This is a genomic window from Paraburkholderia sp. Cpub6 (genome assembly GCF_014201065.1).
Taxonomy (GTDB): domain Bacteria; phylum Pseudomonadota; class Gammaproteobacteria; order Burkholderiales; family Burkholderiaceae; genus Paraburkholderia; species Paraburkholderia tuberum.
On sequence record NZ_JACHDM010000019.1, the window covers coordinates 50099 to 62400 of the forward strand.

General features: G+C 67.3%; 13 protein-coding genes and 1 riboswitch. Of the genes, 5 read left to right on the forward strand and 8 right to left on the reverse strand.

Translation table 11 applies throughout. From position 1 onward, the window contains the following. Window positions 1-69 precede the first annotated feature (69 nt). The gene (locus HDG33_RS26195) at window positions 70-945 is read left to right on the forward strand and encodes a tyrosine-protein phosphatase (RefSeq protein ID WP_184035671.1); all 876 of its coding nucleotides are present in this window, start codon (window positions 70-72) and stop codon (window positions 943-945) included. A 190-nt stretch (window positions 946-1135) separates the two neighbouring features. On the opposite strand, the gene HDG33_RS26200 is transcribed toward HDG33_RS26195, so the two are convergent. The 3 genes from HDG33_RS26200 to HDG33_RS26210 form a co-directional block, all read right to left on the reverse strand. Further along, window positions 1136-2443 carry an ATP-binding protein gene (locus tag HDG33_RS26200; protein WP_184035673.1) on the reverse strand — a complete coding sequence of 436 codons (1308 nt, stop codon included), beginning with the start codon at window positions 2441-2443 and terminating at the stop codon, window positions 1136-1138. Further along, complete coding sequence (locus tag HDG33_RS26205; RefSeq protein WP_184035675.1) at window positions 2440-3180, reverse strand: response regulator; 741 nt, start codon at window positions 3178-3180, stop codon at window positions 2440-2442. The genes HDG33_RS26200 and HDG33_RS26205 overlap by 4 nt, the downstream gene beginning before the upstream one ends. 118 nt (window positions 3181-3298) lie before the next feature. Continuing rightward, window positions 3299-3736 carry a hypothetical protein gene (locus tag HDG33_RS26210; RefSeq protein ID WP_184035687.1) on the reverse strand — a complete coding sequence of 146 codons (438 nt, stop codon included), beginning with the start codon at window positions 3734-3736 and terminating at the stop codon, window positions 3299-3301. 82 nt (window positions 3737-3818) lie between these two features. Between HDG33_RS26210 and HDG33_RS26215 the strand changes: the two genes are divergently transcribed. The 3 genes from HDG33_RS26215 to HDG33_RS26225 all read left to right on the forward strand — a co-directional run bounded on the left by HDG33_RS26215 (window position 3819) and on the right by HDG33_RS26225 (window position 5477). Next, window positions 3819-3977 carry a DUF6726 family protein gene (locus HDG33_RS26215; RefSeq protein ID WP_221311550.1) on the forward strand — a complete coding sequence of 53 codons (159 nt, stop codon included), beginning with the start codon at window positions 3819-3821 and terminating at the stop codon, window positions 3975-3977. A gap of 3 nt (window positions 3978-3980) precedes the next feature. After that, on the forward strand, window positions 3981-4694 hold the full coding sequence (locus tag HDG33_RS26220) for a hypothetical protein (RefSeq protein ID WP_184035703.1): 714 nt from the start codon (window positions 3981-3983) through the stop codon (window positions 4692-4694). A 111-nt stretch (window positions 4695-4805) separates the two neighbouring features. Beyond that, window positions 4806-5477, forward strand: coding sequence for a flagellar basal body L-ring protein FlgH (locus tag HDG33_RS26225; RefSeq protein ID WP_184035706.1), 672 nt, complete (start codon window positions 4806-4808; stop codon window positions 5475-5477). 94 nt (window positions 5478-5571) lie between these two features. Here HDG33_RS26225 and HDG33_RS26230 read toward each other — a convergent pair whose 3' ends face one another. The 5 genes from HDG33_RS26230 to HDG33_RS26250 form a co-directional block, all read right to left on the reverse strand. Then, entirely contained in the window at window positions 5572-6315 is a 744-nt protein-coding gene (locus HDG33_RS26230) for a response regulator (protein WP_184035709.1), read from the reverse strand. A gap of 101 nt (window positions 6316-6416) precedes the next feature. After that, window positions 6417-7085 carry a hypothetical protein gene (locus HDG33_RS26235; RefSeq protein WP_184035712.1) on the reverse strand — a complete coding sequence of 223 codons (669 nt, stop codon included), beginning with the start codon at window positions 7083-7085 and terminating at the stop codon, window positions 6417-6419. A gap of 64 nt (window positions 7086-7149) precedes the next feature. Beyond that, window positions 7150-7623, reverse strand: coding sequence for a hypothetical protein (locus tag HDG33_RS26240; RefSeq protein WP_184035716.1), 474 nt, complete (start codon window positions 7621-7623; stop codon window positions 7150-7152). Window positions 7624-7828: 205 nt separating this feature from the next. After that, a complete protein-coding gene (locus HDG33_RS26245) occupies window positions 7829-8632 on the reverse strand; it encodes an SDR family oxidoreductase (RefSeq protein ID WP_184035719.1) in 804 nt (267 codons plus the stop codon). Beyond that, window positions 8629-10380 (reverse strand): ABC transporter ATP-binding protein/permease, encoded by a 1752-nt coding sequence (locus HDG33_RS26250; RefSeq protein WP_184035722.1) that lies wholly within the window; start codon window positions 10378-10380, stop codon window positions 8629-8631. The genes HDG33_RS26245 and HDG33_RS26250 overlap by 4 nt, the downstream gene beginning before the upstream one ends. Window positions 10381-10811: 431 nt before the next feature. Continuing rightward, window positions 10812-10935, forward strand: a riboswitch (TPP riboswitch). A gap of 221 nt (window positions 10936-11156) precedes the next feature. On the opposite strand from HDG33_RS26250, the gene HDG33_RS26255 reads away from it, so the two are divergent. Beyond that, window positions 11157-12293 carry an FAD-dependent oxidoreductase gene (locus HDG33_RS26255; protein WP_184035725.1) on the forward strand — a complete coding sequence of 379 codons (1137 nt, stop codon included), beginning with the start codon at window positions 11157-11159 and terminating at the stop codon, window positions 12291-12293. The last annotated feature ends 9 nt before the right edge of the window (window positions 12294-12302 follow it).

The window sequence follows — 12302 nt, forward strand, 5'->3', positions numbered from 1 at the left end:
TCCGTTACCGCGAAAAACCGTTCGCCTTTCCGCGCCCTTGCGAGCACGACCGTGCTCGTGGAGCGCGGCATGCCCGGCGAAGCGTCGGCGGCGCGGCGGCGCTTTCTGAGGGGCTCGGCCGGTGCGATGCTGGCCGCGGGTTTCGGCAGCACGCTGCTGTCCGCCTGCGGCGGTAGTCTCGAAGCCGATCAGCCGGCTACGCCGCGGCTCGTGTCGGTCAGCAACTTCCGCGATGTCGGCGGCGCGGGTGCCGGCTATCTGACCGTCGACGGCAAACAGATGCGGCGCGGCGTGTTCTATCGCGCGAACGCGCTGACGCTGAGCGGCACCGACACGGCGACGCTCGACAAGCTCGGTATCGCGTCGGTCTGCGACCTGCGCACGCCCGCCGAAATCGCACGCACCGCCGACGTGCTGCCGAGCGGCGCGACATCCTCGACGCTGAACGTGCTCGGCACGAACGACTTCGTCGCGCCCCCGGTCGATTCTCCCGTCGACGCCGTCGCGTTCATGCAGGCACAGGCGCGCGCGTATGTGACGGGCGGCCCGCAGCGAGCCGCCTATGGCGCGCTGCTCGGCGCGCTCGCCGACGGCACGGGCGCGCAGCTATTCCACTCGAACGCGGGCAAGGATCGCGCGGGCTGGGTCGCGGCGCTGCTGCTCAGCATCGCCAACGTTCCGCTCGACGTGATCATGCAGGACTACCTGCTCAGCAACGTCTATCTCGCGCCATCGATCGCCGCGCAAACCACCACGCTGCGCGCGCAGGAAGGCGCGGCCATCGCGACGGCGAGAGCGCCGTTGCTCGACGTCGACGAGAACTATCTGCAGGCGGGCTTCGACCAGGTGCAGGCGAGCTACGGCACGATGGCGAGCTACCTGACGCAAGGCCTCGGTCTTTCCACGCCGACGGTCGACGCGCTGCGCAATCGGCTCGTGCATTGACGCGCTTCGCTGGCGCGCTTTGGTGGCCTTCCTACAGCGCAAAAAAAAGTCCGCCGCAGAGGTGCGGGCGGACCGGGAAGGGCTGCATCGAGGTTGCCGGGGGTGACTATAAGGCCGCACCCCGCGCGACAGTCGATGTGGTAAGGGCAGGTAAGTGTCTGGTCCGCGCCGCGTTTGCCTGCGAGCATCCTTACGACAGCGCCGGGTCCACCGGCAATTCGATCCGCACTTCGAGCCCCCCCTGCGCGTGATTGCGCACGAGGCAGCGTCCACCGCGATCGTGCGCGAGCCGCGCGACGATCGCGAGACCGAGCCCGCAATGGCCTTCGCCGCCGCGCGCGGCGTCGAGCCGCACGAACGGCTTCATCGCCGCGGCAATGCGGTCGTCGGGAATGCCGGCGCCGTGGTCGCGCACGCTGATCGTCCAATGACGGTCGTTGCACGCGGTCGAGATTTCCACCGGCGGCATGCCGTGTTCGAGCGCGTTGTCGACGAGGTTCGTCACGAGCCGGTCGAGCAGCGTGCACGGCAGCGTGAACGAGGGGCCGGCGCGCAGATCGAGCGCGAACAGCGGTGTTTCGGCGGGGTCCGCCGCTTCGGCGGTTTCAGCGGCCTCCGCGTAATCGCCCGAGGAAAACTGCTCGCGCAAGAACTCGTCGACTTCGACGGGCGGTCCGGCGTCCGCCGATTGGCCCGCGAATTCGAGGAACTGCTGGACGATGTTGGTCAGGGAATCGACGTCGCGAATCAGGCCCGCGCGCTCGTTTTCGTCGACCAGCACGCTTGCGCGCAGCTTCAGGCGCGTGAGCGGCGCCTTCAGATCGTGCGCGACGCCGGCGAGCATCACCGCCTGGTCGTCGCCGGCTTCGTTCAGGCGCCGCATCATGTCGTTGAATGAGCCGATCAGGTCACGCAGCTCGCGCGGGCCCTGCACCGGCACGGGTTGGGGCCGGCCGCCCGAGCCGAACGCCCGCGACGCATCGGCCACGCGCGACAACGGCCGTTGCATCTGCCACACCGCGAACAACGACAGGATCAGCCCGGCGACCAGCATCGACACCGATTCGATCAGAAAGCGCGGCGGCGGCGGCAGGTCGACCGGCACGACGACCCAGTTCGACTTGCCCGGGACCAGCACCCACAGTTGCGGCGGACGCAGATCGTCGACGGCGATCTGCGTGCCGGCCGGCAGGTTCTCACGCAGGTGCCGGCTCAGTTCGACCACCATATGCTCGTGCGGCTCGCGCAGATGCACGCTGGTCGGCATGTTCCAGGTGGGCACCAGATGCACGCGCATCGCCGGCGCGAGCGCGGCGCCCTTGATCGGCTCGCCGTTGATCGCCTGCAGCACGAGCAGAATGCCGCGCGCGAAGCCGTCGATTTCGTGGCGCGGCGGCTGCATCGTCACCAGCACGAACCAGCTCGCCTGAATCGCGAACAGCACCGCCGCCGACAGCAATGCCATTCTGCCGAACAGCGTGTTCAGCGGATTTCTCATGCGCTCGGGGCGGCCCCGTCCTCGAAGGGTGTGCCGTTGGCGTCGGGCACGAACACGTAGCCCCTGCCGCGCACCGTTTGCACGTAGCACGGGTTCGACGGGTCGTCTTCGATCACGCGGCGCAGGCGCCAGATTGGTACGTCGAGGCTACGGTCGCGGAACGCGAGGTTGTCGCGATGCACGAGATCGTGAATCAGCACGCGCGACAGCACCTTGTACGGATTGTTGACGAAGATCTTCAGCAGCGCGAATTCGCTGTCGCGCAGCGGCAGCTTGGCGTCGTCGCGGGTCAGCGAGCGCGTGGCGAAGTCCAGTTCGAATGGACCGAAGCGATAGCGCTTGCGTGCTTCGGGCGCGCTCGTGGTGGACGGCCCGCGCCGGCGCAACACGGTCTGGATCCGTACGAGGAGTTCGCGCGGATCGAACGGCTTGGTCAGATAGTCGTCCGCGCCGAGCGACAGGCCGACGATGCGGTCGGCCACCGTGCCGCGCGCGGTCACGAAGATCACCGGGATGTCGTCGCCGGCGGCGCGCAACGCAGTGAGCGCGCGCAGGCCGTCGGTGTTCGGCATCATGATGTCGAGCACGACGACCGACGGCCGCTCACGCTCGAGACGACGCTGCAAATGGGTGCCGTCATGCAGCACGGACGCATCGAAGCCGTTCGACTGCAGAAACTTGCAAAGCAGATCGCGTACGACCGGATCGTCGTCGACGATAAGGACCTGTGGATTCATGGCGAAATTCTAGACTGGCCCGCCCGACGCGCGACCGGGCATTTCCTTACCAACGCTTACTGTGCGCCGCTCGGTGCTGGCGGGCTCGCGCCGGGGCGGATCAGCGAAAGTGCAGCGCTTACTTTAGCACTGCCTGATCCGGCTCTGCGCGACGACAGGCACGCGATGACAACAGTTGGCAAGCACTCGAAAGCTCTCGCAAGCCCACGGAACGGATCGTAACAACCGCGCGAAAGCGTGCTTTGCTTCGCCCATCGTCGGCACCCGCGCGGCGCGATGATTCGTTCCGCAGCAAGTCGCGCCGCACGCCGAACGAGGCCCGTTGCCTCGGACGACGGCGCGCGGCGTTCAACCGACACCGGTGCGCGATGCGCGCCTTCGCGAGGTCCATCATGACGATCCACAATACGCTCAGTTCCACGCCTTTCTCCTCGCTGGCGAATAAGCCGGCCACGGAGAAGTCCGCCAGTTCAAGCTCCACGGGCGCAGCGGCGAAATCGCAGCAGAGCGCCGGGCTCGGGCAGCCTGCACTGCCGGCGCCGGGGACGGGGCTCATCGGCCATCTGGTCAACACGACTGCGTGAATCGGCGAGGTCCGCGTGCCGTTATCCAGAACTACTGAGCAGCGGCGGCGCGCCGTGGCGTGGCTCGTTGCCGGCTCGCTGCTGTTGCCGCTCGGCGGCTGCGGCGCCGCTGCGCTGCCGTGCCGGGTCACGGCGGCGACCCTGAAAGTGCTGCCGGTCGTCGGCCATGCGGCGGCGACGCCTTTCGACATGTGCGCTTCCGCGATCGATTGAATCATGACGCTCACCCGGATGGTTGGTGCACTGATATTGCTCGGCGGCGTGCTGTCGTGCGCCGCGCATGCACAGCTCGTCGCGCGCAGTGCGAAGGCGGCCAGCGCGGCATCGAATAGCGTCGTCACCGACACGCGGCGGCGCTCGCCAAACGCGCCGTTTTCGTTTCGCGGCGTCGCGCTCGGCATCACGATCGACGAATTCCGCGCGGGCTCGACCGTGCGCGCGACGCCGGTCGGCAGCGTGCCGATCTGCGAGACGGACGTGCAGGCCGGAGCGCTCGGCATGCGGCTGAAGTCGCACGATAGCCTGAGCGTCGCGTGCCGCTGGGCGCATCGCGATGATGAACGCTGGGCGGTGTCGCAGGCCGTGGTCGATGGTGCGCCGGCGCTCGAACACGTGATGCGCTTCGCGCGCATCGACGGGCAGGGCGCGCTGCGTCTCTACGAGATGTCGTTCGTGATCGACGAGCTAACCGCGGAGGATCTGCGCGACGCGCTCGAGGATCGTTACGGGCCGCCGCGTCTCGCGACGCGCAACGCGGCGGCGCCGGGCGCGATGCCGATGTACGTATGGGAGAACGCGGTGAGTTCGATCACGCTGTGCTTTCTGCCCGGCAGCCGCAACGGCACGCTCACGTATCTGCTGAAGGGCTCGGATGCGTGGATGAAAGCGGTCGTGCGGCAGTGGCAGGCGAGTGGCGCCGACGCGGGCTGACGATTGCCAGGCAACCCTGATTACCGGTGCGATCCCAACGCCGAAACCGGGCGGTGTCCGGATAGGCCGCCTCACTTCGACTCCTTTCATCCTTTCCGCCACGGAGCCAGCATGACCGCGCTACGTCTCACCCTCGTGCTCGGCGCCGCGAGCTGTCTCGCGGCCTGTTCGAGCGCGCAGACCAGGTCGATCGTCGAAACGCCGATGGCGCCGCCGCTCGCGTCCGCACCGTTGAACGTCAACACGCAAGGCGCGATCTATCAGGCCGGCGCGCCGCTGCTGCTGTATGAGACGCCGCGCGCGCAGCACGTCGGCGACGTGCTGACGATCCGGCTGTCGGAATCGTATAGCGGCAACAACAGCGCAAGCGCGTCGGCGAACCGCACGAGCAGCATCACCGCGACTGCCGCGGATCAATCGACGAATGCCGCCGCGCGACTCGCCAAACTGTTCAACATCGGCTCTGCCAGCACCGACTACAAAGGGCAGGGCAATCTGAGCGACATCAGCGACATGACGGGCACGCTAGCCGTCACCGTGATCGGCACGGTGTCGGGCGGCAATCTCGTCGTGTCAGGCGAGAAGGTGATCGCGATGAGCGGGACCCGCGACCGTCTTCGACTCTCGGGCATCGTCAATCCCAAGGACATCGAAGCAGGCAATTACGTCGCGTCGAGCAAGGTCGCGAATGCGCGCATCGAGCAGGCGGGCCTCGGCATGGTCAACGATGCGACGACGATGGGCTGGCTGCAGAGGATGTTTCTGAGTGTGCTGACGTTTTGACCGTCAGCCGGGTCAGCGCGGTGCGCGCGACACCGCGCTGCGCGTTACGTGCGACGCGTGGGCCGCATCAACCGGCTTCGATCATCAGGCGCCGCTAACCGAGCGGCGGCGCAAGCCCGCGTTCGGCCGCGCCGATCTCGCCGTCCGGCACGAACACGTAGCCGCGTCCCCACACCGTCTGCACGTAGCGCGGTTCCGACGGGTCCACTTCGATCAATCGACGCAAGCGCCAGATCGAAACGTCGAGACTGCGGTTGCGATGCGCTTCGCTATTGCCGTGCAGTTTTTCGAGCAGCTGCGCACGCGTGAGCACGGTCATCGCATGCGTGACGAACACCTTCAGCATCGCGAATTCGCTCGAACGCAGCGTGATGCGTTCGCCGTCGCGACGCAGTTCGCGCGCGGGGAAGTTCACTTCGAAGCGGCCGAAATGATAGGGCGCGCGCTGTTCGGGCGCGCCCGGCGCGATCGAGCCGCGACGCCGCAGCACGGTGCGAATCCGCGCGACGAGCTCGCTCGGTTCGAAAGGCTTGCCGAGATAGTCGTCGGCGCCGAGTTCGAGGCCGATCACGCGATCGATCGGATCGGCGCGCGCGGTCAGGAGGATCACGGGAATGTCGTCGCCGGCGACACGCAAGGCGCGCAGCGCGCTGATGCCGTCGAGCTCCGGCATCATGATGTCGAGCACGACGAGCGCGGGACGCTCCTGCTGCAATCTGCGCTGCAACGCCAAGCCATTTTCCAGCGTGGCGACCTTGAAGCCGCGGCCGTGCAGATATTCGCTGACGAGCTCGCGTACGACGGGATCGTCATCGACGATCAGGATGGTCTGGTTCATTCAGGTCATCTTAGTGATGCGCACGGGCCGCGCAAAGCGCATACCGCTTTCCAATCCTTTCCCGTGTAAGGCGCTGCAAGCGAAAGCAAAGCCGCGAGCACTCAGCGGGGCGACGGGAAGGCCTGCGAGGTTTGCAGGGTCTGCTGTTGCTGCGCTTGACGCGGGAAATCGGTCCGATCGACCACCATCCGCTCGATCAGTCCGCCGAGCTTGACCGAGGCCGACGAAAAACGGTCGGTGTTCAGGCCGCCGGTCTGATAGCGCGCGGTGACCAGAATGCGGCCACTCTGGATCAGCGTCAGATCGATGATCGACAGGTACTGGATCGATTCGTCGCTGAACGAGCGGCGGCCATAGTCGATCGCGGCGTTGTAGACGAGCCGCGCTTCGCAGCCGGCCGGCGAGGTGCCCGGATTGTAGACGTCCGAACGAATACCGCGCCGCTCGAGCGCGAGCTGCAGCGCCGGCACGAAATCGCCGACCGACACCGTCGGGTTCACTTCGATGCAGAGGTGCTGCAAATCCGCGGGCCGCCCGTTGACGAAGGTCGGCGACGAGTAGTTCGACGCGATCGCGTAGCCGGCCTGGATGACGGAGCCGGTGGCGTCGGCGGCCTGGATCAGCGTCCAGGCGCAGCCGTCGAGCGCGAGCGTCAGCGTCGCGGCGAAGGCGGCGAGGGCGCAACGACGCCGGCATATCAGCGAGGCGACCAGACACAGGCGCGAATGCCTGGTTGCCGCTGGCACGCGCACGGTCGGCGACGAGGTCATGAGGCAGCACCCGATCCCGGTCACGAAATGCGATGGAGCATCAAAAGCAGCGACGGCCGCGCGCTCAGCGCGTCACGCGCAGTCGCAGTTCGTTCTGACCTTGCACGCTCGCGGTGACGTTCACGCGACGGGCGTCGGTGGTCACGACGAAATGCTGGCGCACGGGTGTGTTGACGTCGTGCACGACGCGCGGAAAGCAGGCGGCGATGTCGGCGCCGAGTTCTTCGAGCGGATCGTTGATGACGCCGTCGGCTTGCCAGTGCGCGCGCCAGTGGCAGTCGTACGCGTGCGGGCTGGCGCGGCAATCGTCCGTATTGGAGACGCCCGGCAGTTGCGCGGCGGTCTCGTTTGGCAGTCGCCGGAAATCGCTCGCATCGACGATGTGAGTGAGCGCCGCGCAGATATCGGCGGGTTGGTTCGGCCCGGTCGTTTGCGCGGCATCGACGGCGTTCGTGAGCAGCAGCGCCGCGCCGCAGGCGAGCGCGATGCGCGGGAGCAAAGACGGGAGCAAAGGTGAAACACGGCGAGCGAATGACATGGGCGAGGAGTCCGAAGAGCGGTTGCGATGAAAGACGTGACTGACATCAACGAAGGCCGACGCATGGCGCGGCCCGTACGACTATCGTCGCTGCTCGCAGGCATTTTCAAAGCGCGGAACAGCTTGCGCGCTCCGCAAATGCTTTCGAACTCTTCTCGTGTCTTTCCGGATGTTGCGCCCGGAGGTGCCGGCGCGCAGGCGAGGCTTAACCGAGCGTCAAGCCGCCATCGATGTGAATCACCTGGCCGGTGATGTGGCGTGCCGCGTCGGACAGCAGGAATGCGATCAGCGCGGCGACGTCGTCCGGTTCGGCAACATGACCGAGCGGCGTGGCTTCGGCGGCGTGCGCCCACACGGCCGCGTTGTCGGCGCTTGGGCCGCGATCTTTGCGCGTGTAGCCCGGCGCCACGCAATTGACGGTCACGCCGAGCGGCGCGAGCTCCGCGGCCGCCGTTTTCGCAAGCGCTTCGAGTGCCGCTTTCGCGGCCGCCGTCGCGGCGAATGGCGCATCCGCGCGATAGCGATGCGCGACGAACGAACTCAAGGCGACCACGCGACCGCGCTTCGATGTTTCGAGCGCGGGCATCGCGCGCCGCACGAGCGCGGCGAAGGCGGCTGGCATCGCGGCGAAGGCGGCGCCGAAGGTGTCGGGATCGAGCGCGGCCAGCGTTTGGCGCTGCGCATGGCCGGCGTTCGCGACCAGTTGATCGAGCGCGCCGAAGCTCGCGAGCGTCTGATGGATCACGTGCTCCGCCGCGCCGCGCTCGGCGAGGTCGCCGAACACGGTCGCGCAGCGTGCGCCGCTTGCCGTGCAGTCGGCGGCAACCTGTACGAGCCGTCGACGGGAGGCGTCGTCTGCGCCGCGCGCGTGCAGCATCAACGACGTAGGCGGCGCCGCGAGGCGCCGTGCGAGCGCCGCGCCGATGCCGGAACCGGCGCCGGTGATCAGCACGACGCGAGCGGCGGTGCCGTGCGCTTCGCTGACGTGAGCGCCGCTCGCGTCGCTCACGCCGCTACCGCTTCGACAGAACGCTCGACGTCGAGCGTTTCGTCATGGAACGCTGCGAGCGATTCGCGATGCGCGACGCTGACGATCGCAGCCTTCGGCAACCGCTCGGTGAACAGCCGATAGAGCCGCGACTCGTTTTCCGCGTCGAGCGCGCTGGTCGCTTCGTCGAGGAACAGGTAGTCCGGCTTGTGCAGCAGCACGCGCGCGGCGGCGAAGCGCTGCTGCTCACCCGGCGACAGCACGCGAGTCCAGTGCGCCGTTTCCTGCAGACGGTCCGCGTATTCCGACAGATGGCAGGTGATGAGCGCGTCGCGGCATTCGTCGTCGTCATAGGTGTCCGCCGCCGACGGATACGCGAGCGCCGCCTTCAGCGTGCCGATCGGCATGTAGCTGACCTGCGGGATGAACATCATGCGCGCGTTGACCGGTGCGTCGATCGAGCCGTCGCCGAACGGCCACAGGCCCGCGAGCGCGCGCATCAGCGTGCTCTTGCCGGCGCCCGACGGACCGCGCACGAGCCAGCGCGAGCCCGGCCGGATCGCGATATCGCGGATGCGCGACAGTGGGTTGCCATTGGGCAGCGCGAGCTGGAGGCTGTCGGTGGTAAGCGTGTTGCTGTCGACGAAATGCAGATTGATGCCGCCATGTTCCGTGGCCGGCGACACCGATTCCTTCAGACGCGGCGAATGCACGACGCGCTTGAATTCGCGCAACCGGTTCACGGTCGCGCGCCATTCGACGAGGCTCGTATAACTGTTGATGAACCACGAGAACGAATCGCTGACGGTGCCGAACGCGCTCGAAATCTGCATCAGCACGCCGAACGTGAACGCGCCCGCGAAGTAGCGCGGCGAGGCGACGACGATCGGGAAAATGATCGCGATCTGGCCGTAGAAGCTCAGCACGAAGGTCAGGCGCTTCGTGTACTTCATCACCTGCCACCAGTTGTCGCGGATGCGGCCGAACAGCGTGCGCGCGTTCGTCTTCTCGGTTTCCATGCCGTTGTAGAACGCGATCTGCTCGGCGTTCTCACGCAGCCGGATCAAGCCGAAACGGAAGTCGGCCTCGACTTTCTGCGCCTGATAGTTGATCGACACGAGCGGATGGCCGACCTTCTGCGTGATGAGCGAGCCGACCACCGCATACAGCGCGGCGGCCCACACCATGTAGCCGGGGATCTGCAGCGGCATGCCGCCGAGCGAGATGCTCAACGCGCCCGCGAGCGACCACAGGATCGTGATGAACGACACGAGCGTGACGACGGTCGACAGCAGATCGAGCGTTAGCGACAGCGTGGTGGTCGCGAACGACTGCAGGTCGTCGCTGATCCGCTGGTCGGGGTTGTCGGCGAGGCGGTCGCGCTCGATGCGGTAGAACGCGCTGTCGTTGAGCCACTCGTTCAGGTAGCGGGTGGTCAGCCACTGGCGCCAGCGGAAGCCGAGCATCTGGCGCAGATAGCGTCCATACACCGCGAGGATGATGAAACCGAACGCGAGTCCGGTAAAGACCATCAGCAGGTGCGGGAAGTCGTGGACGTTCTTCGCCTGCAGCGCGTTGTAGAAGTCCCTGCTCCAGCTATTCAGGCGCACGTTGATCCAGACGACGAGCAGGTTCATCACGATGATCGTGACGAGCAGCCCCCACGCGATGCCTCGTTCCTCGGAAACCCAGTAGGGCTTGATCAGGGTCCACGCGGAGACCTTTTCGTCGGGCGGCAGCGCGGGGCTGGCGGAAGTATGTGGTGTCATGAGCGTCCTGATGAAGTGCTGACCCGAAGTGCCATTCCGGCGTACGGGGCCAATCTGGTTGACCCATGTCGGGCGATCCCGCGAACTGCAGGCCCCTTTGCGAGGGCGTGGCTGCCGCGGGTCTGCGATACCTGACCGGGCATCGCGCCATCACGCTCGATGAACGCGAGTCCGGACTGGCGCCCGATTCTGGCGTGACGCCCTTAAGCGAAAATTAATTTTCGGGGCCGGCATCCGCTGGGGTGCCGCCGCCACGCATGCGGCCACGAGCGCCGCGCGCGCCGCGTTTTTGCGGCACCGGTCACGGCATTGTGCCAGAGCGCCGGGCCGCTTCGCACCGGCATCTCGATAGACGGTGCCAGATCAAAATTGGGGTGGCGACCGCGGAGCGCTGGTTTGCGGGCGCCGCGCCTTTTATGGTCTAATGAGCTGCGACGAAACAGGGGTGCTTCGCCCACAGGCGGCATGACTTTCATGCCGGGGCGGCGAGGCTGAGAGAGACCCTTTGCACCCGATCCGGGTAATACCGGCGCGGGAAGTTTCCGGAAGCAACCGTCTTCCATTCCCCGCCGGGCGGCGAGCGCAGCTCACATGTGCACGTCGCGACCGGCCGGCTTCACCCGCCGGTTTCGTCCTGGGTACGTGCGTTTTTGGCCGTACGGAAAGGACTCGATGACCGCCTATTCTTCAGACATGCATTTTTCCCTTCGTCACGCCGCCTCGGGCGAGCCGTGCCGTTCTGGTTTTGCCCACCGCAGTCGAACGGAGCGCGCGCGATGAACCGTCCCGCCCGACCCGATTTCGCCGTGCTCGGCGGCGGCCTGTGCGGCCGCCTGGTCGCGTGGCGCCTCGCTGGCGACGGGCATCGCGTGGCGCTCTACGAGCGCGGCGATGCCACCGGTTCGCAGGCTGCCGCGTGGGTCGCCGCCGCGATGCTCGCACCGCTGGCAGAGGCGGCGAGCGCCGAGCTGCTGATCACGCGGCTTGGCGCGAGTTCGCTCGAAAGCTGGCCGCGCGTGCTTGCCGAACTGCCGGAGCCGGTGTTTTTCCAGCGCAACGGCACGCTCGTCGTCTGGCATCACGCGGATCGCACCGAGGCGCCGCTATTCGAGCGGCGCGTGCGTGCGAACGCGCCGGCCGAGTTGCTCGACGGCGGCTTCGTCGCGTTGGCGGGCGCGCAGCTCGGCGCCGCCGAACCCGCGTTGGCCGGCCGCTTCAGTCAAGGCTGGCTGCTGCCGCGAGAAGGCCAGCTCGACAACCGCCAGGTGCTGTCCGCGCTTGCGGCCGGGCTTGCCGAGCGCGGCGTCGACACGCACTGGAACACGCCGATCGACGACGCGTCGCTGCCCGAGGCCGGCGTCACCATCGATTGCCGCGGGCTCGGCGCGAAGCCGGTGCTGCCGACGCTGCGCGGCATCCGCGGCGAAGTTGCGCGCGTGCATGCGCCTCACCTGCAGCTGACGCGCCCGGTGCGGCTACTGCATCCGCGTTACCCGCTGTATATCGCGCCGAAGCAGAACGGCCTCTACGTGATCGGCGCGACCGAGGTGGAGGGCGAGGACATGTCGCCCGTCAGCGTGCGTTCGGCGCTCGAGTTGCTGAGCGCGGCGTTTTCGGTGCACCCGGGCTTCGGCGAGGCGCGCATTCTCGAGCTGAATTCGCAGTGCCGGCCGACCTTGCCCGATCATCGTCCCGCGCTGCTGTGGGACGGCGCGCGCACGCTGCGCGTGAATGGCCTGTACCGGCACGGCTACATGATCGCGCCCGAAGTCGCCGACGAAGCCGTGCGCTTCGCGAGCGCGCTGCTCGACGGCCGCGTCGGTGATGCCGACGCATTCGCCGGCTGGCGGCGCGACTCACGCTGGAGCGAGCTGTTCCAGCAGCATTTCGCGCGCGAGCCGGCCCGAGCGTAGCGGCCAACG

Coding starts and splice junctions, on each gene's coding strand:
- HDG33_RS26250 (WP_184035722.1), bottom strand. CDS start 10,380: ATGACACCACATACTTCCGCCAGCCCCGCGCTGCCGCCCGACGAAAAG.
- HDG33_RS26225 (WP_184035706.1), top strand. CDS start 4,806: ATGACCGCGCTACGTCTCACCCTCGTGCTCGGCGCCGCGAGCTGTCTC.
- HDG33_RS26240 (WP_184035716.1), bottom strand. CDS start 7,623: ATGTCATTCGCTCGCCGTGTTTCACCTTTGCTCCCGTCTTTGCTCCCG.
- HDG33_RS26205 (WP_184035675.1), bottom strand. CDS start 3,180: ATGAATCCACAGGTCCTTATCGTCGACGACGATCCGGTCGTACGCGAT.
- HDG33_RS26200 (WP_184035673.1), bottom strand. CDS start 2,443: ATGAGAAATCCGCTGAACACGCTGTTCGGCAGAATGGCATTGCTGTCG.
- HDG33_RS26235 (WP_184035712.1), bottom strand. CDS start 7,085: ATGACCTCGTCGCCGACCGTGCGCGTGCCAGCGGCAACCAGGCATTCG.
- HDG33_RS26230 (WP_184035709.1), bottom strand. CDS start 6,315: ATGAACCAGACCATCCTGATCGTCGATGACGATCCCGTCGTACGCGAG.
- HDG33_RS26210 (WP_184035687.1), bottom strand. CDS start 3,736: ATGAGCCCCGTCCCCGGCGCCGGCAGTGCAGGCTGCCCGAGCCCGGCG.
- HDG33_RS26195 (WP_184035671.1), top strand. CDS start 70: ATGCCCGGCGAAGCGTCGGCGGCGCGGCGGCGCTTTCTGAGGGGCTCG.
- HDG33_RS26255 (WP_184035725.1), top strand. CDS start 11,157: ATGAACCGTCCCGCCCGACCCGATTTCGCCGTGCTCGGCGGCGGCCTG.
- HDG33_RS26220 (WP_184035703.1), top strand. CDS start 3,981: ATGACGCTCACCCGGATGGTTGGTGCACTGATATTGCTCGGCGGCGTG.